This is a genomic window from Variovorax sp. F042, from assembly GCF_057814215.1.
Map to the genome: position 1 here is coordinate 78418 of NZ_JBVASX010000010.1, position 25870 is coordinate 104287.

A 25870-nucleotide genomic window follows, 5' to 3' on the forward strand; every position below is an offset into this window, starting at 1 on the left:
ATAAAAACAGGAGACAGCATGCACCCCAGAAACCTGAGCGGGCGCCAGTCACGCCTGCATTGGCTCACGGCGGCCGTGGCGGCGATCGTGGCTGCCGCACCGGCCGAGGCCCGTGTCACCCGCATCGTGATCGACGATGTCTCGGCGCTCACGGGGCAGTCGATTCCGTACGAGCAGATCCGCGGTCGCGCCTTCGGCGAGCTCGACCCGAACGATCCGCACAACAGCATCGTTACCGACATCAAGCTGGGGGCAGATGCCGATGGCAAGGTGCGCTACGAAACCTCGTTCAATCTGGTGAAGCCGGTCGACATGAACCGCGCCAGCGGCTTTCTCTGGCATGACGTACCCAATCGCGGCGGCGCCGGAACCATCGTCGTCGAAGAGCGCGAACTGGGCGACATTGGCCTGCGCAGCGGCTGGCAGGCGGACAACGCCGGCAACACAGGCGTTCCTGTCAACCGCGCCTCGGGCACCAATCATTGGGTGGCGGCGCCCATCGCGAAGGTGGGTGGCGTGGCCGTCACAGGCAATGTGCTCGCGCGAATCGTCAATCAGAGCGGCCCGGACTCCAAGCCGCTGATGGTGCAGACGAACCCCGTGCCGTATCTCCCGGCCACGCTGGACACGACCAAGGCGACGCTGAAGACGCACACGAAGGAGACTGTCGACGGCGTTGTCACCGAGGGGCCTGACATCGCCCCGGGCGACTGGGCATTCGCGAAATGCGACGCCGGCAACCCGTTTCCCGGTACGCCGATCGACAACAACCCCGCCAACGCACCTGGCAACCTGCCGGTGCATATCTGTCTGCGCAACGGCTTCGATCCCAAGCTGCTGTACCAAGTGGTGTATCCGGCACAGAACGCCTACGTCCTGGGCGTGGGGATGGCGGCATTCCGCGACGTCGGCACCTTCTTCCGCTACGAAGCCGCCGACGACTCCGGCACGCGCAATCCGGTTGCAGGCTTCGTCAAGGGCACGGCCGTGCGGGGTGTGTCGCAGTCCGGAAACATGGTGCGGCAGTTCATCTTCATGGGCCTGAACCAGGACGAACGCAACCGCATGGTCTACGACGGAGCCTGGCCGATCATCGCGGGCCGCCGGGTGGCCGCGAACTCGCGCTGGGCCCAGCCGGACGGGGTGCTGGAGCTTTACCAGCAGGGCAGCGAAGGCCCGCAGTGGTGGGCGGACTGGCCAGACCCGGTGCGCAAGCAGCCCACCGGCAGCATCTTCTCGCGTTGCGACAAGAACAGCACCTGCCCGAAGGTGATCGAGCATTTCGGGTCGGCCGAGGTGTACGCGCTGAAGCTGACGCCGGAATGGATCGGCACGGCCGGCGACGCGGACATTCCGTTGCCACGCAACGTTCGCCGCTACTACGTGCCGAGCAGCAGCCACGGCGGCGGATCTGGTGGCTTCGCGCACATGCCGCCGGAGACTGCCACCAGCCCCACCAGCCCCACCTGCCCCGGCAACAGCTTTGGCCGCGGCACGCTGGCGGCGAACCCGGTGCCGCACACGGAGATCACCAACGTGCTGCGCATGGCCATGCGCGACTGGGTGTTGAAGGGCACACCGCCGCCGCCGAGCCGATGGCCCACGCTGGCGGGCAAGACGCTGGTTGACGCGAACAGGGCCGCAATGGGCTTTCCGGGCGCCGTGCCCGGCGTTCCGGACTCGATCTTCCAGCGGGAGAACTTTGCGTTTCCGGTGTTCGACTACGACTGGGGCCCGCAATTCGATCACGCGGAAGCTTCTGGCGTGCCTACCAACGTGCCGCCGGTCATCAGGAAGGTCATCCCGATGAAGGTGCCGAAGGTCGATGCCGACGGCAACGAGATCGGGGGTGTGCCCACCGTGCTCGTGATGGCGCCGCTGGGCACCTACCTGGGCTTCAACATCACTGCCGGGGGTTTCCATCAGGGGCAGGTGTGCAACTACGTGGGCGGTTATGTGCCGTTCGCGCGAACGCGTGCCGAGCGCATCGCCCGCGGCGACCCGCGCCTGTCGCTCGAGGAGCGCTACGGCAGCCACGAGGGCTACGAGGCTGCGGTTCGCGCCGTAGCCGGCAAGGCGTTTGCCGAGGGCTTTCTTCTGCCTGCCGATCGTGACCGGCTCATCCGGCAGGCGTCCGAGAGCGCTGTGCTTCGCTGAACGCGGCCGTGCCTTCGATCATCTCCACGAGGGCGGCTGCCGGTACGGACAGTTCCGAGCGGCTGCGCATGGCCAGCAGCAGCACGCGCTCCATCTCGATGCCTTCGAGGCCAACCTGCACGAGGCCGAGGGCCTGGGCATAGAGGGCGGCGGCCGCGCGCGGCAGGATCGCCAGACCCAGCCCCGATGCGACCATGCGGCACATCGAATCGAAGCTGCGTACCTGCACCCGGATGCGGGGCGTGCGCTGTACCGCGTCGGCCGCCGCCATTACCTTGCGCGTGAGCGACGCGCTTCGTGCCAGCGTGACGAGGTCGTGGTCGAACACGTCCTCGATGGAGGCGTTCTGCCGGCCCTCCAGCGCATGGCCTGCCGGCACGAGCAGGACCAGCTGGTCGATATTGCAGACGATGGTCTCCAGGCCTTCACGCGGAACGTTGTCGCCGATGACGGCAAGCTCCGCCGTGCCTTTAAGCACGGCGCGGATACCGTCCTCGCTCAATGCGTCTTCCATGTCGATCACGACATGGGGATAGCGGCGGGCATACGCCGCCAGCACGCTCGGCAGGAAGCCTCCGAAGGCTGAAGGATTGGCGCACAACCGCAGGTGGCCAGTGGCACCCGATTGAAGATCGTCGACGGCCTGCACGAGTTGCTCCAGCCGCGCGATCACCTCGATGGCGTGCCGGTGCAGGGTCTGTCCCTCCGGCGTGGCGGTCACGCCGCGCTGCCCCCGCTGGAGCAGGGCGACGCCGCAATGCCGTTCGAGGTCGGTGATGCGCTTGCTCACCGCCGGGAGCGAAACGCCGAATCGATCCGCGCCCGCCGTCAGGCTCCCTGCATCGACGACTGCGACGAAAAGGCGCAGGGAGATGAGATCGAAACGGTTCAGGTTGAGCATGGCGGTTGGATTTGACCACCGTTGCCATCAAGGCTCTGCAGCAGCAGCGGCGCTCCTGCTGGCCACAACGGCGGCAACGATGCCGATGGCTCCCACCAGCAGGCACACCGAAAAGATCACCCCACGCGTCTGCGTTGCATCGGCAAACGCACCGACGATCAGCCCCGCAAGCGGCTGCGTCAGGTTGTTCAGCAGCACGATCACTCCGGTGGTCTTGCCGTAGTCCTGCGCCGGAATGATCCGCTGCCGGTGGATGCGGATGTAGATGCTGAACATCTTGTCGAACCCGATGACCAGCAGGAAGCCGGCCGCATAGCCCCAGTGGCTGGTGCTTGCGGCCGTGAGCAGGCCGCCGGCCAGTATCAGCAGGTAGGCGGTGATGCCCATGTGCTTCAGCGCGATCGATCCCCGGATGATCGCCAGCAGGATCACGATGGTGGCCACGGCCCCCAGTGTCTGCAGCCACGCGTAGTAGGTGGCGGAGCGCTGGTGCAGCCCGGTGACCATCGCGGCGGAAGAGGCCAGCGTGGTGCCGAGCATCAGGTTCACGCCTGCTGTCAGCATGGTCAGTCGCAGCAGGCCCGGCAGGCGCAGCAGATGGCCGAGGGCCGTTGCAATAGGCTTCAGCAGATGGCCCGCCTCGCCTTGCGGCTGGTGCAGCTGCAGCGGGTTGCCGCGCCGCCAGTACGCGGTGGCGACATCGGCCAGCAGGAACAGCGCGGCCGCCGCACCGATCACGGCCTGCCACGGCCACAGCGCGAACAGCGCTGCCGCCAGCAGCGGGCCGAGCACCATGCCGGCCTGCTCGGCGGTCTGCGCATAGGCCAGCACCTTGTCGAAGCCCTTGTTGCCTGCGATCTGCGGCAGTATCACTTCGCGCGCCATCACGCCCTGCGTGGTGAGCACGCCGCACACGGCAGACAAGCCCACCAGCCAGCCGATGCCACCCATCGCCTCATTGGCAAGCACGCCGAGCACGCAGGCCAGTGCGCGAAAGATCTGGCTGCCGCGCAGCAGCTTCAGCGGCGACACCCGGTCGCACAGCGCGCCGCAAACGGGAAACGACAGAAAGCGCGGCAGCGTCTCGGCCGCGAAGGCGTAGCCCGACCAAGCCACGTCCTGCGTCACCTGGAACACCACGAGCGGCACCAGGAACAGCAGGATCTGGTCGGCCAGCCTGGAGAGAAACAGCGAGAAGAGAAAAGCGGGGAACTTCATCGCGCCGGCATGGCCTGCGCAAACCCCAAGGGGAGAAGGGTGGGGAGCGCGGTGGCGTCGGGCATGCGCTGAAGATAATCGAAACATGATCGCGCTCGACTGCTACTACAGCCTCTCTTCCCCCTGGGCCTACCTCGGCGGCCCGCAACTGCAAGACATCGTGCGCCGCCACCACGTGCGGCTCACGCTCAAACCCTACGACTTCCAGGCCGTGGTGCCGCAGACAGGCGGCATTCCGCTCAAGACCCGGCCCGAGCCGCGCCGCACGTACCACGCGCTGGAGCTCGCCCGATGGAGCGACTACCTCGGCATGCCCATGAACCTGGCGCCCGCGCATTACCCCAAGGGCGCGCCGAGCGACCCGAACTGGAACAAGTACCCGGGCTGGATGGTGATCGCCGCACAGTTGCAGGGGCTCGACGCACAGCCGCTGTCGCATGCGCTGCTGCGCGCGCTGTGGGCCGAGGAGCGCGACACCTCGCAGGCCGAGGTACGCATCGCGGTGGCCGACGAGACCGGCTACGACGGTGCCTCGCTGCAGGCGCTGGAGCAGGCGGCCGAGACGCTGGCGGCTTACCGGGTCTACAGCGCGGAGGCGGTGGAGGCGGGCGTGTTCGGGGCGCCGACTTTCATCCTGAACGGCGAGCGCTTCTGGGGGCAGGACCGGCTGGCGTTCCTGGACCGGGCGCTGGACAAGCTGCGCGCGGCTGGCTGACGCTCCCGCTCACTGCCATCCGGCCGAGCGCGGCAGCAGCGCCGGCACCAGCGTGCGGTTCATCCGTTCGCGCCACCAGCGCAACGCTTGCCCTTGCGCGCCGGTCTTCCACGCCAGCCAGAACGCCTCGGGCGGGCGCGGTTCTTCGGTGGGCAGTTCGACCAGCGTGCCGCGTTTCAGTTCGCCCACGATGCAGGCGCGCGGCAGAAAGCCGTGGCCCAGGCCTGCCACCTGGCAGGCGATCTTCGCGGGCATCGACGGCACGGTGATGCGCGGCTGGCCGGCCAGCAGGCCGACGGTGCGCTCCGACAGCGTGCGCGCGCTGTCGCCCACCACGATGGCGTTGCACTCCAGCAGGTCGCCGCGCTGCAGCGGCCGGCCGAGCCGCGTGAGCGGGTGCGAAGGCGCGACGCAGAACGCGAAGTCGAGGCTGCCCACGGTCACCGCCTGGTAGCCGCCGCCGGCCGGGCCTTCGCCTGCGGCGATGACGATGTCGGCGCGGCCCTCGCGCAGCGCCTCCCAGCTGCCGGTGAGCGCCTCGCAGCCGATGCGCAGCCGCGTGCCGCAGCGCAGGTCTTCGAAGGCACGGATGTCGTCGATGAGCGCCTGCGTGGGAATCAGCGAGTCGTGCACGAGGCGCAGCTCCGACTCGTAGCCGGTGGCTATCAGCCGCATGCGCGATTCGAGATCGCTCGCGGCGCTGAGCAGCCAGCGGCCCTCCTTGAGCATTTCTTCACCGGCGGCAGTGAGGGTCACGCGCGGACCGTTGCGCTCGAACAGCAGCATGCCCAGTTGCTCCTCCAACTTGCCGACGGCGTACGAGATGGTGGAGGGCACCTTGTTCAGGCGAGTGGCGGCGGCGGCGAAGGAGCCGTGGCGGGCGATGGCGTCGACGACCTCGATGGCTTCCAGGCTGAGTTTGAGCACGCTGCGGTTCCTTGAAGAAGAACAAAGGGGTGAGAAAGGGGTGGAAAAAGAATGATCGAAAACTTCGATCATTGCCTGTGAAAAGTTTCGTCGATGACAGTTGATGCGGACCCGATGATTCAGCCCATGCCAAGGAGATTCCCTCCGAAAGCAATTGTGAATTCAATCGAATATCCATTCAACCGCAAGGAGCTTCACATGTCCATCAAGGCCACCCCCACCGCCGGCGCCAAGCTGCTCACCCCCACCGACCACACGCTGGTCATGATCGACTTCCAGTCGCAGATGGCCTTTGCCACGCACTCGATCGACGCCGTGAACCTGCGCAACAACGCCGCGCTGGTGGCGCAGGCGGCGGCCGGCTTCGGCGTGTCGACCATTCTCACGACGGTGGCCGAGAAGAGCTTCTCGGGCCCGATGTTCAGCGAGATCACCGACGCCTTCCCGGGCCAGAAGATGCTCGACCGCACCTCGATGAACACCTGGGAAGACGCCGCCGTGATCGAGCGCGTGAACCAGATCGGCAAGCCGCGCATCGTGCTGGCGGGCCTGTGGACCAGCGTGTGCATCGTGGGGCCGGCACTGTCGGCGCTCGACCAGGGCTTCGAGGTGTATGTGATTGCCGACGCCTGCGGCGACGTGTCGACCGAGGCGCACAACCGCGCGATGGAACGCATGGTGCAGGCCGGCGCGCAGCCGATGACCTCGCTGCAATACCTGCTCGAGCTGCAGCGCGACTGGGCTCGTGGCGACACCTACGAGCTGACCACTGGTATCGCGAAGAAGGTGGGCGGCGCCTACGGCCTTGGCGTGACTTACGCCAAGACCATGTTCGGCGCACACGAAGGTTGATCGACAACGCCGAGGCGAACGAAATCATGAAGCCCTATGTCCTGTCGCTCGCGCTCGGCCTGCTGGTCGGCGTGATCTACGCACTGTTCCAGGTGCGCTCGCCGGCGCCGCCGGTCATCGCCCTGGTGGGGCTTCTCGGGATCCTGCTCGGCGAGCAGATCCCGCCGCTCATCAAGAGCGTGATCAAGCCCGATGCGGCGGCCACCTCGTGGCTGCACCACCAGGTCAAGCCGCACGTGTTCGGCGAACTGCCGAAGTGTGCGCAGCCGACGGCGGTGAACACCGCCGAAGCCCAGTCTTCCGGCAGGCGCGACGCATGAAGCCGTCCGCAGACCCCAGCCGCCGGCGCCTCCTCGGAGCGCTCGGCGCCACCCTCGCAGCTCCCGGCCTTGCCGTCGCCTCTTTCTCCGACAACATGACCACCAACACCGAAACCCCAGACCTGATCCTGCACAACGGCCGTTTCACCACGCTGGACCGCGCCAACCCCGTGGCCGACGCCGTGGCCATCAGGGACGGCCGCTTCACCCGCGTCGGCCGCGCCGAAGACGTGCTGCCGCTGGCCGGCAGCGCCACCCGCGTGATCGACCTGCACGGCAAGCGCGTGCTGCCGGGGCTGATCGACAACCACCTGCACATCATTCGCGGCGGCCTGAACTTCAACATGGAGCTGCGCTGGGACGGCGTGCGCAGCCTGGCCGATGCCATGGGCATGCTCAAGCGGCAGGTTGCGAACACGCCGGCACCGCAATGGGTGCGCGTGGTGGGCGGCTTCACCGAACACCAGTTCGTGGAAAAGCGCCTGCCGACCATCGAGGAGCTGAACGCCGTTGCGCCCGACACGCCGGTCTTCATCCTGCACCTGTACGACCGCGCATTGCTCAACGGCGCTGCGCTGCGCGCGGTGGGCTACACCAAGGACACGCCCGCGCCGCCCGGCGGCGAGATCGTGCGCGACAGCGCCGGCAACCCCACGGGCCTGCTGTTGGCCAAGCCCAATGCGGCCATCCTCTATGCCACGCTGGCCAAGGGGCCCAAGCTGCCCTTCGACTACCAGCTCAATTCCACGCGCCACTTCATGCGCGAGCTCAACCGGCTGGGCGTGACCGGTGCCATCGACGCGGGCGGCGGCAACCAGAACTACCCCGACGACTATGCGGTGATCCAGAAGCTGGCCGACGACGGGCAGCTGACGATCCGCCTGGCCTACAACCTGTTCACGCAGAAGCCCAAGCAGGAGAAGCAGGACTTCCTGAACTGGACCGCGGCATCCAGATACAAGCAGGGCGACGACTACTTCCGCCACAACGGTGCCGGCGAGATGCTCGTGTTTTCCGCCGCCGACTTCGAGGACTTCCGCCAGCCGCGCCCCGACATGGCGCCCGAGATGGAAGGCGAGCTGGAGGAAGTGGTCCGCGTGCTGGTGCAGAACCGCTGGCCCTGGCGCATGCACGCCACCTACGACGAGACCATCAGCCGCTCGCTCGACGTGTTCGAGCGCGTCAACCAGGACACGCCGCTGGCCGGCCTGAACTGGTTCTTCGACCACGCCGAGACCATCTCCGACCAGTCGATCGACCGCATCGCGGCGCTGGGCGGCGGCATCGCGGTGCAGCACCGCATGGCCTACCAGGGCGAGTATTTCGTCGAGCGCTACGGCCCGGGCGCGGCCGAGGCCACGCCGCCGGTGAAGCGCATGCTCGAGAAGGGCGTGAAGGTGTCGGCCGGCACCGACGCGACGCGCGTGGCCTCGTACAACCCGTGGGTGTCGCTGTCGTGGCTGGTCACGGGCAAGACGGTGGGCGGCCTGCAGATCACGCCACAGCGCAACCTGATCGACCGCGAACAGGCGCTGCGCATGTGGACCGAGAACGTCACATGGTTCTCGAACGAAGAGGGCAAGAAGGGCCGCATCCAGGCCGGCCAGCTCGCCGACCTCGTGGTGCCCGACCGCGACTTCTTCGCCTGCGCCGAATCGGAGATTGCCGACACCACCGCGCTGCTCACGATGGTGGGCGGCAAGGTGGTCTACGGCGCCGGCGCCTTCGCCGCGCACTACGAAGGCGCGCCACCACCGGCCATGCCCGACTGGTCGCCCGCGCGCACCTTCGGCGGCTATGCCGGCTGGGCCGACACCGCCGAGGGCGCGCCGATGCAAAAGGTTCTGCGCAATGCCGCCGCGGCCTGCGCCTGCGCCAACAACTGCAACGTGCACGGCCACCAGCACGCCACGGCCTGGAGCAGCAAGCTGCCCATTGCCGACCTGAAGAGCTTCTGGGGCGCGCTCGGCTGCGCCTGCTGGGCGGTGTGACGATGCGCTGGACCACTTCGCCTGCGATTCGCTGGATCGCCTTGCTGCTGCTGTGCGCCGCCTATCTTCAGGGCGGGCTGAACAAGGCGATGGATTTCAACTCGGCCCTCGCGGAGATGAACCACTTCGGCCTGTCGCCCGCCGGCCCGCTGGCCGTGGCGGTCATCGTGCTGGAGCTCGGGGCCTCGGCGCTGATCCTCGCCGGTCGCCTGCGCTGGCTCGGTGCGCTGGCGCTTGCGGGCTTCACGCTGATGGCGACTTTCGTGGCGCTGCGCTTCTGGCAGATGCCGATCGGGCAGGAGCGCTTCATGGCGGCAAACTCCTTCTTCGAACATCTCGGGCTGGTCGGCGGCTTTCTGCTCGTCGCCTGGCATGACCTGAAGGAGCGCGCCCATGTCTGAACCTTCGCACAATGCGGTCGCACCGGCACCGCAAGCAGGCGCCTTCGCGCCGCTGCGCCAGCCGGTGTTCGCGGTGCTCTGGGCTGCCACCGTGCTCGGCAACATCGGCAGCTTCATGCGCGACGTGGCCAGCTCGTGGCTGGTGACGGACCTGTCCGCCAACCCGACGGCGGTGGCGCTCATCCAGACGGCGGCTACGCTGCCGATCTTCCTGCTGGCGATTCCTGCGGGGGTGCTGTCCGACATCCTCGACCGGCGGCGCTTCCTGATCTTCGTGCAGGTGGTGCTCGCGGCCGTGAGCGGTGCGCTGCTGGTGCTTTCGCACACAGGCGCGCTGACGGTCGAATACCTGATCGCGCTGACTTTCGTGGGCGGCATCGGCGCGGCGCTGATGGGGCCGACCTGGCAATCGATCGTGCCGGAGCTGGTGCCGCGCAGCGATCTGAAGAGCGCGGTGGCGCTGAACTCGCTGGGCATCAACATCGCACGCTCCATCGGCCCGGCTGCGGGCGGGCTGATTCTTGCGAGCTTCGGCGCGGCCGCCACCTATGGCGTCGACGTGCTGAGCTACGTGTTCGTGATCGCGGCGCTGCTGTGGTGGAAGCGCCCCGCGCCGGTCGACAGCGGGTTGTCGGAAAACTTCTTCGGCGCCTTCCGCGCCGGCCTGCGCTACACGCGCGCCAGCAAGGAGCTGCACGTGGTGCTGTTGCGCGCGGCGGTGTTCTTCCTGTTCGCCAGCTCGGTGTGGGCGCTGCTGCCGCTGGTGGCGCGGCAGATGCTCGGCGGCAGCGCGGGCTTCTATGGCGTGCTGCTCGGCGCCGTGGGCGCGGGCGCCATTGGCGGCGCGCTGGTGCTGCCGCGCCTGCGCGCCCGGCTCGACGCCGACGGCATGCTGCTGCTGGCCGCGCTGCTTACCGCTGCCGTGATGGGCAGCCTGGTCTTCGCGCCGCCGAAGTGGCTGGCGGTGCTGCTGCTGTTGCTGCTGGGCCTGGGCTGGATCGTTGCGCTGACCACGCTCAACGGCGTGGCGCAGTCGATCCTGCCGAACTGGGTGCGAGGGCGAGGGCTGGCCGTGTACCTCACGGTGTTCAACGGCGCGATGGCTGCGGGCAGCCTGGGCTGGGGCCTGGTGGCGCAGCAGATCGGCGTGCCGGCCACGCTGGTGGCGGGGGCTGTGGGGCTCGTGGTGGCCGGGCTGGTCTTCCATCGGGTGCGGCTGCCGGCCGGCGAGGCTGACCTGCAGGCATCGAACCACTGGCCCGAGCCGCTGCTCGCCGAACCGGTGGCGAATGACCGCGGGCCGGTGATGATCCAGGTCGAGTACCGCATCCGCAAGGAAGACCGCCCTGCGTTTCTCGATGCGATGAAGCGCCTGTCTCTGGAACGCCGCCGCGACGGCGCCTATGCCTGGGGCGTGCACGAGCACACAGCCGACCCCGAGCGGGTGATGGAGTGGTTCCTCGTCGAATCGTGGGCGGAGCATCTGCGCCAGCACCATCGCGTGTCGAAGGCTGATGCCGACCTGCAGGGCGAGGCGCTGCGCTTTCACATCGGGCCGGGCAAGCCCGAGGTGCATCACTTTCTTGCGATCTGATTTTTCCTTCCCTTCCTTCCTTCTTTCTTTTTTTCACTCCACTGGAAAACCATGACCACACTCACACTGCGCGACGGCACCGAGCTCTATTACAAGGACTGGGGCTCGGGCCAGCCCATTCTCTTCAGCCACGGCTGGCCGCTCAGCGCCGACATGTGGGACGCCCAGATGCTGTTCTTCGCGGAGCGTGGCTACCGCACCATCGCGTTCGACCGCCGTGGCTTCGGCCGCTCGAGCCAGCCCTGGACCGGCTACGACTACGACACCTTCGCTGACGACATCGCCGAGCTGATCGAAAAGCTCGACCTGAAGGACGTGATCCTCGCGGGCTTCTCGATGGGCGGCGGCGACGTGACGCGCTACATCGCGCGCAAGGGCAGCGCTCGCGTGGCCAAGCTCGCGCTCATCAGCGCCGTGACTCCGTTGTTCATGAAGACGGCCGACCACCCCGTGGGCCCCGACGCCTCGCTGTTCGCCGGCATCCGCGCCGGCCTGGCCGCCGACCGCCCGCAGTTCCTCGACGACTTCAGCACGCTCTTCTACGGCACCAACCGCCCCGGCGCCAAGGTGTCGCAGGGCGTCTTCAAGCAGACGCTGCAGATCGCGCTGCAGGCCTCGATCAAGGCCACCATCGACTGCGTGACCGCGTTCTCGGAAACCGACTTCCGCCCCGACATGGCGAAGATCGACGTGCCCACGCTCGTGATCCACGGCGACGACGACCAGGTCGTGCCCTTCGAGGCCACCGGCAAGCTTGCGGCCGGGATGATCGAGGGCAGTCAGCTCAAGGTCTATGCAGGTGCGCCGCACGCCACCTGCACCACCCACAAGGACCAGGTGAACGCCGATCTGCTGGCGTTCATCCAGGCCTGATCGTTCCGTCTTCGTGGCCACGGGCTTGGGCCCGTGGTCGCCAAGGGTAGTGCCGGTGGCGATAATCCCGGGATGCGAATCCGCTTTACCAAGATGCAGGGAGCCGGCAACGATTTCGTCGTGCTGGACGAAACACGCGGCACGCTGGGCCTCAGTGCCGCGCAATACCGCTTTCTGGCCGACCGCCACTTCGGCGTCGGCGCCGACCAGATCCTGACCGTGCGGCCTTCGCCTGCGGCAGGCGTCGACTTTCAATACGTGATCCACAACTCCGACGGCGGCGAGGTGGAGCAGTGCGGCAACGGCGCGCGCTGCTTCATGCGCTTCGTCAACGAACACCACCTGACCGACAAGACGCAAGTGCGCGTGCAGACGCTGTCCGGCGTGATCGAGCCGCGCATGGGCGCCGATGGCCGCGTGACGGTCGACATGGGCGCCCCCGTCTTCGAAACCGAGCGCGTGCCTTTCGACATCGCCGGGCTCGACCCGCAGCCCGAAGGCGCCTGGCACAAGTGGCACCTTGCCCTTGGCACGCGCGCGGGCACCGCTATCGTTTCGGTAGCGGTTCTGTCGATGGGCAACCCCCACGCCGTGCAGGTGGTCGACAACGTCGACACCGCCCCGGTGGCCGAGCAGGGCCCGCAGATCGAGCACCATCCGCGCTTTCCGCAGCGGGTGAATGCGGGCTTCATGCAGGTGGTCGACCGCTCGCACATCAGGCTGCGGGTGTTCGAGCGCGGCGCTGGCGAAACACTGGCCTGCGGCACGGGTGCCTGCGCGGCGGTGGTGGTGGGCATTCGCCTTGGACTGCTGGAGCGCCGGGTCGACGTGCAGACACACGGCGGCATTCTCACGATCGAGTGGCAGGGAGAAGGGCAGCCGGTGCTGATGACCGGGCCGGCCACCACAGTCTTCGAAGGCGACATCGAGGTGCCGGAGCTGCCATGACGACCAACTTCACGAACAACAACGACGCCAACGCCATGAACCCGATCACCGAAGACGACATCGCCAACTACCTGGCGAACACGCCCGACTTCTTCGAGCGCCATGCCCAGCTGCTGGCGCAGGTGCAGCTCACCAGCCCGCACGGCAACCGTGCCGTGAGCCTGCAGGAGCGCCAGGCCGAGATGCTGCGCGAAAAGATCAAGGCGCTGGAGCACCGCCTGATGGACATGGTGCGCCACGGCACCGAGAACGTCGTCATTGCCGACCGCCTGCAGCGCTGGACCAAGGGCCTCTTGACCACGCGCGACCCGCGCAGCCTGCCGTACCGTATCGCGGTCGACCTGCAGTCGCTGTTCCTGGTGCCGCAGACCGCCATCAAGGTGTGGGACTGCGGCAGCGAATACCTCAATGAGGCCTATGCCCAGTGGGTGAGCGACGACGTGAAGGCGCTGGCCACCTCGCTGACCTCGCCGTACTGCGGGCTCAATTCGGGCTTCGAGGCGGCCAACTGGCTGCCTGAACCGCAGGCCGCGATGTCGATCGCGCTGATTCCGCTGCGCCCCGATGCCGAGTCGCCGGCCTTCGGCATGCTGGTGCTGGCGTCGCCCGACGCGCAGCGCTTCAACGCCGAGATGGGCACCGACTTTCTCGAGCGCATCGCCGAGCTGGCCTCGGGCGGACTTTCGCGGCTTCGTCCTTGAAGCGCCCGCGCTGGTTGCGGCGGCCCTGGCAGGTCGTGCTGGCCGGCGGGGTGCTGGCTGTTGCGGTGGTGTATGCGGCCATCGGAGCCTTCCTCTGGTGGCATGCCGAAGAGCTGCTGGCGCATCCGCCGCAGCGCCCGGCCGATGCGGCGCTGGTGCTCGGCAGCCGCGCGTACCTCGACGGCAAGCCGCATCCGTGCCTCACGGGGCGGGTCGACGTGGCCCTGGCAATGGCGAAAGCCGGCTTGGTCAGGCAGCTGGCTTTTTCGGGTGGTGTGGATTCCGAGGACAGCCGCATCGAGGCCATCACGATGGGGGAACACGCGGTGGCCTCGGGCTTTGCGGGGCCGATGGTGCTGGAGCCTGCATCGACCTCCACGCGGCTGAATCTGTCGCTGTCGCGTCCGCTGCTGCTGGCAGCCGGCGTGCGCAGCGTGGTCATCGTGTCGGAGCCCTTCCATCTGTGGCGCATCGAGCGGCTCGTGAAGAAGAGCGGCTTCGACCAGAGCTTCGACGTGCAGTACGCGGCGGCGCCCACGTCGTGCTGGCGGGCGCTGGGCCCGTTCTCGAAAGGCGCATTGCGCGAGCCGGCAGCCATCATCAACAATGCCGGCCATGGCTATCTCTTCTGAGCCGGTCGCATCCACTCCCCCGGACTGGATCGAAAAATACCTGGAGCATGTGCGCGTCGAGCGCCGGCTCGCGGCGCGCACGGTCGAGCTCTATGCCTTTCACCTGCAGGCCCTGCGTGACCGCGCCGCCGAGGCAAAGCTGCCGCTGGACCGCGTGCAGACCGCCCACATCCGCCGCTGGATGGCGCAACTGCACAGCGCCGGGCGCGAGCCGCGTGGCATTGCGCTGGTGCTGTCGTGCTGGCGCAGCTTCTACCGCTGGCTGGGCAATGAAGGGCTGATCGGCTTCAACCCCGTGCAGGACGTGCACGCACCCAAGGCCGGCCGGCCGCTGCCCAAGGCACTGGGCGTGGACGACGCGGTGCGCCTCGCCGAGCTGTACGACCCCGAGGCCGACCCATGGACCGAAGCGCGTGATGGCGCGATCGTCGAAGTGCTCTACGGCTGCGGCCTGCGCGTGAGCGAGCTCACGGGGCTCGATGCGCAGGCGAGCAACACGGCGCGGGGCTGGGTTGATCTGGATGCGATGGAAGCCAGCGTGCTCGGCAAGGGCAGCAAGCGCCGCATCGTGCCGATGGGCAGCAAGGCGGCCGAGGCGGTGCGCGACTGGCTCGCGGTGCGCGGCGATTGCGCCGGGCTGACCACCGCCCGGCTGCGCGACCCGCAAGCGGCGGCTGCGCTTTTCATCAGCGCCAAGGGCATGCGGATGTCGTCGCAGGCGGTGTGGAGGCTGCTGCGCGAGCGCAGCCTCAAGGCCGGCCTTGCGGCGCCGGTGCATCCGCACATGCTGCGCCATTCCTTCGCGAGCCACGTGCTGCAATCGAGCAGCGACCTGCGCGCGGTGCAGGAGCTGCTGGGCCACGCCAACATCGCGACCACGCAGGTCTATACGCGGCTGGATTTCCAGCACCTGGCCAAGGTCTATGACGCGGCACATCCGCGCGCGAAGGCGCGCCCCGAGTCCTCGCGTGCCAAGGCCAAGCCAGAGAACGACAAGTAAGCAAAGAACAATGAAAACACTTCGCCTCAAACCCGGCAAAGAGCGCTCGATGCAGCGCCGCCACCCGTGGGTCTTCGAATCGGCCATCGCGCGCGGTGGCGCCGATTCCGGCGAGACGGTGCGCGTCGAGTCGCATGAGGGCGCCTTCCTCGCGTGGGCGGCCTTCAGCCCCGTTTCAAAGATCCGCGCGCGGGCCTGGAGCTTCGTCGAAACGCAGCGCATTGACGCTGCCTTCTTCGCCTCGGTGTGCGCGCGCGCCGTGGCCGCCCGCGGCCTGTTCGACCTGCAGAGCGACGGCGTGCGGCTGGTGCACGGCGAGGCCGACGGCCTGCCGGGGCTGATCGTCGACCGCTATGGCGACACGCTGGTGGCGCAGTTCCTCTCGGCCGGCGTCGAGCGCTGGAAAGATGTTCTGGCCGACGCGCTGCTCAAGGCCACGGGCCTGAGCAAGCTCTACGAACGCTCCGACGCCAGCGGCCGCGAGCGCGAAGGCCTGAAGCCCGTCACGGGCTGGCTGCGCGGTGATGGCCCCACCGAAATCACCATTCGCGAGCACGGCTGGAAGCTCTCGCTCGACATCGCGACCGGCCACAAGACCGGCTTCTATCTCGACCAGCGCGACAGCCGCCAGCGCTTTGCCGAGCTGGCGCAGCACCGGCGCTTCCGGCGCGTGCTGAACTGCTTCTGCTACACGGGCGGCTTCACCGTTGCGGCGCTGGCGGGGCTCAAGGCCGCGGGCGCGCTCGAAGGCGTGCAGCTGGTGTCGGTCGATTCGTCGCTGCCCGCGCTGGAGCGGGCGCGTGGCCACCTCGCGCTCAATGGTTTCGAGGGGCAGGGCATACAGACCGAGTTTCTCGATGCCAACGTCAACACCGTGCTGCGCGAGTTCATCGACCAGGGCCGCACCTTCGACGCCATCGTGCTCGATCCGCCCAAGTTCGCGCCCACGGTGGCGCATGCCGAGCGCGCTGCGCGGGCCTACAAGGACATCAACCGGCTGGCGCTGAAGCTGCTGGAGCCGGGCGGCGTGCTGCTGACCTTCTCGTGCTCGGGCGGCATCAGCGCCGACCTGTTCCACAAGATCGTGGCCTCGGCGGGGCTCGATGCAGGCGTGGACGGCTACATCGCCGAGCGCCTGGGCGCCGCGCCCGACCATCCGATGACCATCGAGTTTCCCGAGGGCGAGTACCTCAAGGGCCTGGTGGTGGTCAGGAAGCCCGCCTGACGCCGTCTTGACCCTGCCGCCAACGCAACTCAGTGGCATTGGCTAAACTGCCGGGCCACGCCTTTTCGTCCCATTTCCCGCCCCCATCTCCTGTTTTCCGCTTCCGGAGCACTATCCCCATGGCCCTCATTCCCGCGACCATCCTCACCGGCTTTCTCGGCTCGGGCAAGACCACGCTGCTCAAACGCATCCTGACCGAGGCCCACGGCCAGAAGATCGCTGTCATCGAGAACGAGTTCGGCGAAGAGAACATCGACAGCGACATCCTCGTGACCGAATCGAAGGAGCAGATCGTGCAGATGAGCAACGGCTGCGTCTGCTGCACCATCCGCGAAGACCTGCGCGAAGCGCTGCAAATGCTGGCCGCCAAGAAGCGCCAGGGCCTGCTCGATTTCGACCGCGTGGTGATCGAGACCACGGGCCTGGCCGACCCCGGCCCCGTGGCCCAGACCTTCTTCATGGACGACGAGATCGCCGAGAGCTACCTGCTCGACTCGATCCTCACGCTGGTCGACGCCAAGCACGCGCCGCAGCAGCTCAACGACCGCCAGGAAGCGCGCCGCCAGGTGGGCTTTGCCGACCAGATCTTCATCAGCAAGAGCGAGCTGGTGTCGGCCGAAGAGACCGATGCGCTCATTCACCGCCTGAAGCACATGAATCCGCGCGCGCCGCAGCAGAAGGCGCATTTCGGCGACGTGCCGCTGAAGGACATCTTCGATCTGCGCGGCTTCAACCTGAACGCCAAGCTCGACATCGACCCCGACTTCCTGAAGGAAGACGACCACGACCATCACGACCATGACCACGCGCATGGCGAGGCGTGCGACCACCCCTCGCACAAGCACGAGGGCCACGGCCACCATCACCACACGGACGACGACGTCAAGAGCTTCGTCTACAAGGCCGACCGCGCCTTCGACCCGGCCAAGCTGGAAGACTTCCTGGGCGCGATCGTCAACATCTACGGCCCGCGCATGCTGCGCTACAAGGGCGTGCTGAACATGAAGGGCACCGAGCGCAAGGTAATCTTCCAGGGCGTGCACCAGCTGATGGGCAGCGACCTGGGCCCCGAGTGGGGCAAGGACGAGGCGCGCCAGAGCCGCATGGTGTTCATCGGCATCGAGCTGCCGCGCGAAATCCTGGAGCAGGGGCTGGAGCAGTGCCTGGTCTGAGCTGAAGGCTTGCTGAAATAGAAAACGGCGCTGGCCCCAAAAGGCCAGCGCCGTTTTCATTCGGGCCGGGGCCGGCTTACTTGCCGGTTGCCCCCATCCCGCCCAGCAGCTTGCCGTTGACCTTCAGGCTGCCTTCGCTGTACTCGACCTGGGCGGTGACGTCGTCGCCGTCGCGCTTCACGAAGCCGCTCTGCTCGCCTTGCTCGACCAGGCCGGCCACCATTTCGGGCGGAGGCGTCTGGCCGCTCTCTGCACCGGTTTCGGCCAGCTTCTCGATCCACTTCATCGGCAGTCGCGCGTGGGCCTTGAGCACGCCGCGCTTCATGAGCAGCGCGGTGCCGGGCATCTGCAGGTCTTCGTCGGTCACGCCGGCCATGCTGACCGTGTAGCCGATTTCGGCACGCTTGCCGTCGATTTCGACCAGCATCTTGTCGAGGCCGGCTTCGGGGCCGTACTTCGCCATGGCCTTGAGGTCGGGGGCGAGCTGCTCGGCCAGCGCCTGCATGGCTGCCTGCGATGCCTTGCTGCCGCCCTTGCCGCAGCCGCTGGCGGCGCTGGACTGCATCCAGGCGTCGGCCAGCTTCTTGTAGCCGGCGGCATGGATGCGGCGCGCGCCGCTGGTCAGTTCGAACTTGTCGATCTTCGTCTCGCCGATCTTGCCGGTGCCCCTGAACGTGCCGCTCGACGCATAGAGGCCGTCCTTGGTGCTGGCTTCGCCGACCAGTTCGATGTTCTGGAGCACGACTGCCGGCAGCGCCTTTGGTGGTTCTGCCGGTGCGGCACCGTCCTCGGCAGCCTTCTTCTTGACGGCGAACTCGAGGGTGTCGAGCCGGCCTTCGGTCTTGCCGGTGGCCAGGAACCAGCCGGCGCTCATGTCCATGTCGGCCTTGGCGGCGAGCTTGCCCATCTTCATGGTCACGCCGCTGCGCGCTTCGCTGAAGTCCAGGCCGGGCACGGTCAGGTCGTAGCGCGCCTGGGTGCGCGCGGCGTTGACTTCCAGGCGGGCCTGCACGCCTTGCCAGTCGAGGCGGCCCTTGCCTTCTTCGACCAGCTTGGCGGGGGCGACGGTGAGGTCGGTCGTGAAGGCGCCACTGAAGCCGACCTTGGTGCGCGCGCTCAGGGGCTTGGCGTCGCCGAACAGCTTTTTCGCCGCGGCCTGCGTCTTCTCGTCGAGCACCAGTTCGCTGTCGATGGTGGCCGCTGCCAGCGTGCCGCCGGCCAGCGGGCCGTGATGGATGGTGTCGCGGATGGTCAGGCGCAGCTGCTTGGGCGGTTTGATGCCGCCTGCGTCTTCCTCTTCGTCTGCCTCGGCTTCCTCGCCCTCGGCGGGCTTGTCGGCGGCGGCGGGTGCTGCTGCTGCCGGGGCGGCGGCATCGGCTGCGCAGCCGATTTCCAGCGTCACGGTGCTGACGGCACCGAAGAAGCCGCGTTCATATTTGCGCTCGGTCACGCGCACCAGCGCGGTCTGCTTCGGCAGCTCGTCGAAGGCGATGTCGTAGCGCGACTTGATTTGCGTGCCGGCCCACCAGGTGCTGCCGCCGTAGGCGACGGCGATAGCCGCGGCCAGGACTCCCAAAACTACTTTCTTGTTCAAGACTTGCTTTCTTTTTGCGAATGAACGGATAGGCCCCCTGCGCCATATGGACAAAGGCCCGGGGCCGCGCTGCTCCCACAGACAGCGCCGCGCGATGCTAACGGAGTTGGCCGGCACGCCTGGACATCGCCCGCGCCTGCGAGTTCTCTATACAATCGCGCGCCTGTTCCGGCAGCCATGTCCAGTTCTCGTGGACAAGATGTGACTTCCGGCACGGGGCGCCGCACGTTCCTGGTGGGCTTTCGGGGGTATAACCCCGGGGTTCGCCACTGGCGAGCACCCCGACAACGGGGAGCCTGCGTGGTCTGAAAGCCGCAAGTGGCTCCCATGGGAGGAGACACCCAGTGAAAGCGCGTTCCAGTTCGACCAAGGAGCCAGTCACCGTGAAGAAACCCGCCGCCAAGGCCACGCCAGCACCCAAGCCCGCCACAAAGAAGGCGCCGGCTGCGAAGCAGGCTGTACCTGCGGCCAAAAAGGTTTCCGCCACCGCACATGGCCCCGCAGCGAAGGAGAAAAGCGCGCCGTCCAAAAAGCCCGCAGCACCACCGGCCAAGGCCGCGACCGCTGCGACCAAGAAGTCCGCCAAGCCTGCAACTGCCGCCACCAAGACCGCAGGCGCGGGCTCATCGTCATCCAAACCCGTCGGCCGCCCTGCTGCCGTTCCTTCTGCCCCCTCGATCCCCATGAAAAAAACGGCTGCCGCCTCCACTTCCGCCCCGGCGACACCCTCGATGCCCGTTCAAACCCCCACGCCCGCACCCGCCGCGCGTGGTGGCCGCGTGTCCCGGCTGTCGCAACTTACCGTGCCCTCGATGCCGCAATCTGTCGCATCGACCGCCGCCAAGTCCAGCTTCTCGCAGGCGCCTTCCACCGCGCTGGTGCCGCCGCCGCCCCTGGCCGTGAAGAAAGACCCGAAGCTGGCCAACAACTGGAAGACCAAGACTCCTTCCGAGCTGAGCGACGCTGAAGTCATCGCCATGCCCGACGACGAGTACATGAACGAAAAGCAGATGGCGTTCTTCCGCCTGAAGCTCGAAGAACTCAAGCGCGGCATTCTCGAGAACGCCGGCGAGACCACCGAGCATCTGCGTGAAGACACGGTGGTCGTGCCCGACCCGGCCGACCGCGCCACCATCGAGGAAGAACATGCCCTCGAACTGCGCACCCGCGACCGCGAGCGCAAGCTGCTCAAGAAGATCGAGCAGTCGATCCAGCGCATCGACGCCGGCGACTACGGCTACTGCGACGAAACCGGCGAACCCATCGGTGTCGGCCGCCTGCTGGCCCGCCCGACTGCCACGCTGTCGCTCGAAGCGCAACAGCGCCGCGAACTCAAGCAAAAGATGTTCGGGGATTGAAACAGGGTCAAGGTAGATAGAACCCAGCGACTTCGATAGCCTTCGCCGAATGCCTAAGGAAGAATCGGGCCGCCTTTTTTCCAAGGTGGCCAAATTTGTCCGCAATCCCCTGAAGGATTGGTCGGAGCTGGATGCCCCTGCCTCCGCCTCGACCTCGGACTCCTCGCTGCCCGCCCAGCAGACCTACAGCCGCGAGATGCTGAAGGAGATGATCGAGCGGCGCCAGCGCAACGATTTCGTGCGCCGGCGCGAGTTCGACATGCTGCGCAAGCTGCGCCAGCGCGAGGCCGCCGCCCACGCCTTCGAGGCGACGGTCACGCCGTCTTCCTTCAACATCAACAGCACCTCCGAGAAATCGGAAGGCCGCGCGCTCACGCTCAAGAAGATCGACGAGATCGAGCAGCAGATGTCGCAGCAGTGGTGGAAGGGGCGGGGCCCGAACGGCGAAACGCTGGTCAACCCGCCGCCTGACGCCGGCGCCGAGACGCTGCCGCCGGTGCATACCGACGATCTGCTGTCCGAGCCTGCCGTGTTGCCCATCATCCCGCCAGCGGCTGCAGCCGAGGCTGGTGACGATGCCCCGGCGGTGGCCGCCAGCGTGCCGTTGCTGTCGTCGCGCCTTGCGCACGACGGTGCGCTGGAAGAGGCGGTGATCCGCTTCGCGCACGGCGACGACACCGGTGCCGAAGCCATCCTGCTGCAGGCCCTGGCCTCCACCGAAGGCACGACGCCCACCGAGGGTGGGCACGACGCCGCGGCCGAACGCGACGACAACCGCTGGCGCGCCCTGTTCGATCTGTACCGCGCAACCGGTGACGCCGCCAAGTTCGCAGCCGCCCGCATGCGCTATGCGCAGCGCATGCGGCGCATGGGCCCCGACTGGGTTTCGCTCGATGAGCTGGCCCGCAGCGTCAAGGCCGTCACTGCCAGCGAAGAGGCGGCCGGGGCCGCTGCTGAAGGCAGCAGCGCCCATGCCGACTGGACCTGTCCCACGCGCCTGGCGCGCGAAGGCCTGATGGAGCTCACCCGTGCGCTGTCAAAGGCAGGCTCGGTATGGACGCTGGACTGGCGCGGGCTGCACGCCGTCGAGCCTGAGGCTGCTGCGCCGCTGCGCGTGCTGTTCACCCACTGGGCCGATTCGCCGGTGCAGCTGCGGTTCATGGGCTCGGCGCAACTGCTGGCCGTGCTGTCCGAGGCCGCACCCAACAACGAGCGTGGCACCGACGACATCTGGTGGCAGCTGCACCTTGCGGCGCTTCGCCTGATGCACCTGCCCGACGACTTCGAGCTGGTGGCGCTCAACTACTGCATCACCTACGAGGTGTCGCCGCCTTCCTGGCAAGACCCGAAGGGCGAATGCACCACGCTGGCCGCGCCGCCCGCAAGCCGGCCCAGCTCGGTGTGGTCGCTGCTGTCGGTCGGTGGCGATTCGGAGAGCTTTCCGTCCACCGACAGCGGTTTTGCCGCGCTGGCGGGCGATCTGCGGGGCGAATCGCTGTCGAGCTGGCAACGGCTGGACAACGACCTGCGCCACACCACGGCCCCGGTCATTTCGTGTGCCGCGCTGCTGCGCATGGACCTGGCCGCCGTGGGCACGCTGCTGAGCTGGGTGCGCGCACGCGATGCCAATGGCGAGCGCGTGCAGTTCGTCGATGCGCACCGGTTGATTGCTGCGCTGTTCAACCTGGTAGGCATTGCCGATCATTCGACAGTGACGGTTAGGAAAAACTAAAACCTGCGCCGCCCGATGGCGGTTGCATTGCCGCGGCGCACCCCCAGATGGCTGCGATGGAACAGTTTCACGGCACCACCATCGTGAGCGTGCGCCGCAAGACCCCCCAAGGCGATCAGGTCGCCATCGGTGGGGACGGGCAGGTCACTCTCGGCAATATCGTCATCAAGGGCACGGCGCGCAAAGTGCGCCGCCTCTATCACGGCAAGGTGCTCGCAGGCTTTGCCGGCGCCACGGCCGACGCCTTCACGCTCTTCGAGCGCTTCGAGGCCAAGCTCGAAAAGCACCAGGGGCACCTGACCCGCGCGGCAGTCGAACTCACCAAGGACTGGCGCACCGACCGCGTGCTGCGCAAGCTCGAGGCCATGCTCGCCGTGGCCGACGCCACCACCTCGCTCATCATCACCGGCAACGGCGACGTGCTGGAGCCCGAAGACGGCGTGATCGCCATCGGTTCGGGCGGGGCGTATGCCCAGTCGGCGGCCAAGGCGCTGATCGACAACACAGACCTCTCGGCCGAGCAGATCGTGCGCAAATCGCTGGCGATCGCCGGAGAAATCTGCATTTACACGAACATGAACCACACGGTGGAAGCGCTCTGACCATGTCCATGACCCCCCAGGAAATCGTCTCCGAGCTCGACAACCACATCGTCGGCCAGCCGGCCGCCAAGCGCGCCGTGGCCATCGCCCTGCGCAACCGCTGGCGCCGCCAGCAGGTCGAAGACAAGCTGCGCCACGAGATCACCCCGAAGAACATTCTCATGATCGGCCCCACGGGCGTGGGCAAGACCGAAATCGCCCGCCGCCTCGCGCGCCTGGCCGACGCGCCCTTCATCAAGGTCGAGGCCACCAAGTTCACCGAGGTCGGCTACGTGGGCAAGGACGTCGATTCGATCATTCGCGACCTCGCCGAAATCGCCGTCAAGCAGACCCGCGAATCGGAAAGCGCCAAGGTGCGCGCGCGTGCCGAAGACGCCGCCGAAGACCGCATCCTCGACGTGCTGCTGCCTCCCGCACGCGGTGCCGATGGCGCTGTGGCCGACACGGGCAACGCCACCCGCCAGGCCTTCCGCAAGAAACTGCGCGAGCACCAGCTGGACGACAAGGAGATCGAACTCGACCTCGCCGAGACCCGCACCCCGCTGGAAATCATGGGCCCCGCCGGCATGGAGGAAATGACCGAGCAGTTGCGCGGCATGTTCGGCCAGATCGGCGGCGGCAAGCGCAAGACGCGCAAACTCAAGATCGCCGAGGCACTGCGCCTGTTGATCGACGAGGAAGCGGCCAAGCTGGTGAACGAGGACGAGATCCGCACGCAGGCGATCACCAATGCCGAGCAGAACGGCATCGTCTTCATCGACGAGATCGACAAGGTTGCCACGCGCAGCGAAGCGCAGGGCTCCGACGTGTCGCGCCAGGGCGTGCAGCGCGACCTGCTGCCATTGGTGGAGGGCACGGCCGTCACCACCAAATACGGCGTGGTGCGCACCGATCACATGCTGTTCATCGCGAGCGGCGCCTTCCACCTGAGCAAGCCGAGCGACCTGATCCCCGAGCTGCAGGGGCGCTTTCCGATCCGCGTGGAGCTGCAGTCGCTCTCGGTGGCGGACTTCGAAAGCATCCTCACGCAGACCCGCGCGTCGCTGGTGAAGCAGTACCAGGCGCTGCTCGCCACCGAGGGCGTGACGCTCGAATTCACGCCCGAAGGCGTGAACCGGCTGGCCGCCATCGCCTTCGAGGTGAACGAGCGCACCGAGAACATCGGCGCACGCCGTTTGTCGACCGTGATGGAACGCCTGCTGGATGAGGTAAGCTTCGACGCGACCCGCCTCGAAGGGCAATCGATCCGCATCGATGCCGCTTATGTCGACCAGCGCCTTGCGGCACTAAGTCACGACGAAGACCTTTCGCGCTTCATTCTCTGAAGCCGCTTCTCCTTCCCCCTGTAACGGGGGAATCCTTCACGCATCACATTCATTGCGTGAGCTAAGTACTTCATTTTCAACGAAATTCGCCGATTCCATGGTTTTGGAATCGGCGCTAAGTCGTTGATTCCATTACAAAAAATAGCCCAAACGGCCAGTTGCTTCCGAAGTGTTTCCTGCTACAGTGCAAAAAAGTGCAGTTAAGTGGGAAAAAGTGCGGGTAGTGCTCCTTTCGGGTGCTGCAGCACTCCCAACACAGGGGTTCGTGGTCGTGTTTCAAGGCGCTTCATCGCTCAGTCTGGATGCCAAGGGGCGGCTCTCCGTGCCGACCCGGCATCGTGACGTCCTGAGCGCGACGGCAGGCGGCCAGCTCACGATCACCAAGCATCCGCACGGATGCCTGATGGTGTTTCCCCGTCCCGAATGGGAAAAATTCCGCGAGCGCATCGCCGCACTGCCGATGTCGGCGCAGTGGTGGAAGCGCGTCTTCCTGGGCAACGCGATGGACGTCGAGATGGACGGCACCGGCCGCATCCTGGTGTCGCCCGAACTGCGCGCGGCCACCGGCATCACGCGAGAGACGCTGCTGCTGGGCATGGGCAACCACTTCGAACTCTGGGACAAGGCCACGTACGAGGCCAAGGAGGCCGAGGCCACCCAGGGCGAGATGCCGGATGTGTTTCAGGACTTTGCGTTCTGAGGACCCAAGTGAACACCCCATGGACCCATACGACCGTCTTGCTGAACGAAGCGGTGGAAGCCCTTCTTTCCGGCAGCACGGCGGCAACCGGCACCTACGTGGACGCTACCTTCGGGCGGGGAGGGCATGCGCGTGCAATCCTCTCCAGGCTGGCGCCGGAAGGCAGGCTGATCGCATTCGACAAGGATGCGGAAGCAGTGGCCGAAGCAGCGCGCATCTCCGATGCGCGTTTTTCTATCCGCCACCAGGGATTCCGCTCGCTGGGCGAATTGCCCGACGCGAGCGTCGACGGCCTGCTGATGGACCTGGGCGTGAGCTCGCCGCAGATCGACAACCCGGTGCGCGGTTTCAGTTTTCGTTTCGACGGCCCGCTCGACATGCGCATGGACACCACGCGCGGCGAGAGCGTGGCCGAATGGCTGGCAACGGCCGAACTTCAGCAGATTGCAGAGGTGATCCGTGACTATGGCGAAGAACGGTTTGCTGTTCAGATTGCAAAGGCGATTGTTGCTCGCCGACAAGAACGGGGCCCAATTTCAACCACCACCGAACTGGCCGAGCTCGTGGCTGGCACGGTCAAAACCCGCGAGCAGGGCCAGAACCCTGCAACGCGCACATTTCAGGCTTTTCGGATTTTCATCAACGCCGAGCTTGAAGAGCTGCAACAGGCGCTAGAAGCGAGTCTGTCCGTGCTCAAACCCCAGGGGCGGCTCGCGGTGATCAGCTTCCACTCGCTGGAAGACCGCATCGTGAAGCAGTTCATCGCCAAGCACTCGAAGGAGGTCTACGACCGCCGCGCGCCGTTTGCCGCCCCGAAGGTCATGAAGCTGCGCGCGCTGGAGCGCATCAAGCCGTCCGACGCCGAGGTGGGCGGCAACCCGCGCTCGCGCAGCGCCATTCTTCGCGTCGCAGAACGCACCGGGGCCAGCTGA

24 protein-coding genes are annotated in these 25870 nt (G+C 67.0%); 20 read left to right on the plus strand and 4 right to left on the minus strand.

Annotated features, from left to right (window positions below):
* Positions 1–18 precede the first annotated feature (18 nt).
* The gene (locus ACZYSP_RS25685) at positions 19–2157 is read left to right on the plus strand and encodes an alpha/beta hydrolase domain-containing protein (RefSeq protein WP_489017359.1); all 2139 of its coding nucleotides are present in this window, start codon (positions 19–21) and stop codon (positions 2155–2157) included.
* On the opposite strand, the gene ACZYSP_RS25690 is transcribed toward ACZYSP_RS25685, so the two are convergent.
* Both ACZYSP_RS25690 and ACZYSP_RS25695 read right to left on the minus strand, forming a co-directional pair.
* Positions 2120–3058: a LysR family transcriptional regulator gene (locus ACZYSP_RS25690; protein ID WP_093078584.1), complete on the minus strand. Its 939-nt coding sequence runs from the start codon at positions 3056–3058 to the stop codon at positions 2120–2122. The two genes, ACZYSP_RS25685 and ACZYSP_RS25690, sit on opposite strands and share 38 nt — an antisense overlap.
* Positions 3059–3085: 27 nt before the next feature.
* Entirely contained in the window at positions 3086–4276 is a 1191-nt protein-coding gene (locus ACZYSP_RS25695; protein WP_489017361.1) for an MFS transporter, read from the minus strand.
* An 85-nt stretch (positions 4277–4361) separates the two neighbouring features.
* Here ACZYSP_RS25695 and ACZYSP_RS25700 point away from each other — a divergent pair, with 85 nt between their 5' ends.
* A complete protein-coding gene (locus tag ACZYSP_RS25700) occupies positions 4362–4991 on the plus strand; it encodes a 2-hydroxychromene-2-carboxylate isomerase (protein WP_093056311.1) in 630 nt (209 codons plus the stop codon).
* 9 nt (positions 4992–5000) lie between these two features.
* On the opposite strand, the gene ACZYSP_RS25705 is transcribed toward ACZYSP_RS25700, so the two are convergent.
* Positions 5001–5918 carry a LysR family transcriptional regulator gene (locus tag ACZYSP_RS25705; protein ID WP_093056309.1) on the minus strand — a complete coding sequence of 306 codons (918 nt, stop codon included), beginning with the start codon at positions 5916–5918 and terminating at the stop codon, positions 5001–5003.
* Between the two features lie 198 nt (positions 5919–6116).
* Here ACZYSP_RS25705 and ACZYSP_RS25710 point away from each other — a divergent pair, with 198 nt between their 5' ends.
* The 12 genes from ACZYSP_RS25710 to ACZYSP_RS25765 all read left to right on the plus strand — a co-directional run bounded on the left by ACZYSP_RS25710 (position 6117) and on the right by ACZYSP_RS25765 (position 17627).
* Positions 6117–6770: a hydrolase gene (locus tag ACZYSP_RS25710; RefSeq protein WP_489017364.1), complete on the plus strand. Its 654-nt coding sequence runs from the start codon at positions 6117–6119 to the stop codon at positions 6768–6770.
* A gap of 26 nt (positions 6771–6796) precedes the next feature.
* Positions 6797–7090 carry a DUF1427 family protein gene (locus tag ACZYSP_RS25715; RefSeq protein ID WP_489017366.1) on the plus strand — a complete coding sequence of 98 codons (294 nt, stop codon included), beginning with the start codon at positions 6797–6799 and terminating at the stop codon, positions 7088–7090.
* 95 nt (positions 7091–7185) lie between these two features.
* Positions 7186–9081, plus strand: coding sequence for an amidohydrolase (locus tag ACZYSP_RS25720; RefSeq protein ID WP_489017474.1), 1896 nt, complete (start codon positions 7186–7188; stop codon positions 9079–9081).
* Between the two features lie 2 nt (positions 9082–9083).
* A complete protein-coding gene (locus tag ACZYSP_RS25725) occupies positions 9084–9482 on the plus strand; it encodes a DoxX family protein (protein WP_093056393.1) in 399 nt (132 codons plus the stop codon).
* Positions 9475–11076 (plus strand): MFS transporter, encoded by a 1602-nt coding sequence (locus tag ACZYSP_RS25730; protein WP_489017368.1) that lies wholly within the window; start codon positions 9475–9477, stop codon positions 11074–11076. Before ACZYSP_RS25725 ends, ACZYSP_RS25730 begins: the two co-directional genes overlap by 8 nt.
* Before the next feature lie 51 nt (positions 11077–11127).
* On the plus strand, positions 11128–11949 hold the full coding sequence (locus ACZYSP_RS25735) for an alpha/beta fold hydrolase (protein ID WP_489017370.1): 822 nt from the start codon (positions 11128–11130) through the stop codon (positions 11947–11949).
* A 72-nt stretch (positions 11950–12021) separates the two neighbouring features.
* Complete coding sequence (gene dapF, locus ACZYSP_RS25740; protein ID WP_489017372.1) at positions 12022–12897, plus strand: diaminopimelate epimerase; 876 nt, start codon at positions 12022–12024, stop codon at positions 12895–12897.
* Positions 12894–13598, plus strand: coding sequence for a DUF484 family protein (locus tag ACZYSP_RS25745; RefSeq protein WP_093056297.1), 705 nt, complete (start codon positions 12894–12896; stop codon positions 13596–13598). Before dapF ends, ACZYSP_RS25745 begins: the two co-directional genes overlap by 4 nt.
* On the plus strand, positions 13595–14230 hold the full coding sequence (locus ACZYSP_RS25750; RefSeq protein ID WP_489017374.1) for a YdcF family protein: 636 nt from the start codon (positions 13595–13597) through the stop codon (positions 14228–14230). The genes ACZYSP_RS25745 and ACZYSP_RS25750 overlap by 4 nt, the downstream gene beginning before the upstream one ends.
* A complete protein-coding gene (locus ACZYSP_RS25755) occupies positions 14214–15230 on the plus strand; it encodes a tyrosine recombinase XerC (protein WP_489017376.1) in 1017 nt (338 codons plus the stop codon). The genes ACZYSP_RS25750 and ACZYSP_RS25755 overlap by 17 nt, the downstream gene beginning before the upstream one ends.
* Before the next feature lie 10 nt (positions 15231–15240).
* Positions 15241–16455, plus strand: a complete 1215-nt coding sequence (locus tag ACZYSP_RS25760) for a class I SAM-dependent rRNA methyltransferase (RefSeq protein WP_489017378.1) — start codon at positions 15241–15243, stop codon at positions 16453–16455.
* Between the two features lie 119 nt (positions 16456–16574).
* Positions 16575–17627, plus strand: coding sequence for a CobW family GTP-binding protein (locus ACZYSP_RS25765; protein ID WP_093056291.1), 1053 nt, complete (start codon positions 16575–16577; stop codon positions 17625–17627).
* Positions 17628–17703: 76 nt separating this feature from the next.
* Here the strand turns inward: ACZYSP_RS25765 and ACZYSP_RS25770 are convergent, their stop codons facing one another.
* Positions 17704–19221 (minus strand): YdgA family protein, encoded by a 1518-nt coding sequence (locus ACZYSP_RS25770; protein WP_489017380.1) that lies wholly within the window; start codon positions 19219–19221, stop codon positions 17704–17706.
* Between the two features lie 383 nt (positions 19222–19604).
* On the opposite strand from ACZYSP_RS25770, the gene dksA reads away from it, so the two are divergent.
* The 6 genes from dksA to rsmH all read left to right on the plus strand — a co-directional run bounded on the left by dksA (position 19605) and on the right by rsmH (position 25870).
* Complete coding sequence (gene dksA, locus ACZYSP_RS25775) at positions 19605–20579, plus strand: RNA polymerase-binding protein DksA (RefSeq protein WP_256216869.1); 975 nt, start codon at positions 19605–19607, stop codon at positions 20577–20579.
* 49 nt (positions 20580–20628) lie between these two features.
* Positions 20629–22311, plus strand: a complete 1683-nt coding sequence (locus tag ACZYSP_RS25780) for an STAS domain-containing protein (protein ID WP_097200140.1) — start codon at positions 20629–20631, stop codon at positions 22309–22311.
* A 56-nt stretch (positions 22312–22367) separates the two neighbouring features.
* Positions 22368–22913: an ATP-dependent protease subunit HslV gene (hslV, locus tag ACZYSP_RS25785; RefSeq protein WP_042578379.1), complete on the plus strand. Its 546-nt coding sequence runs from the start codon at positions 22368–22370 to the stop codon at positions 22911–22913.
* Positions 22914–22915: 2 nt separating this feature from the next.
* On the plus strand, positions 22916–24238 hold the full coding sequence (gene hslU / locus ACZYSP_RS25790) for an ATP-dependent protease ATPase subunit HslU (RefSeq protein WP_093056283.1): 1323 nt from the start codon (positions 22916–22918) through the stop codon (positions 24236–24238).
* A gap of 271 nt (positions 24239–24509) precedes the next feature.
* On the plus strand, positions 24510–24938 hold the full coding sequence (gene mraZ, locus ACZYSP_RS25795) for a division/cell wall cluster transcriptional repressor MraZ (protein ID WP_081270207.1): 429 nt from the start codon (positions 24510–24512) through the stop codon (positions 24936–24938).
* Positions 24939–24946: 8 nt separating this feature from the next.
* On the plus strand, positions 24947–25870 hold the full coding sequence (gene rsmH / locus ACZYSP_RS25800; protein ID WP_093078604.1) for a 16S rRNA (cytosine(1402)-N(4))-methyltransferase RsmH: 924 nt from the start codon (positions 24947–24949) through the stop codon (positions 25868–25870).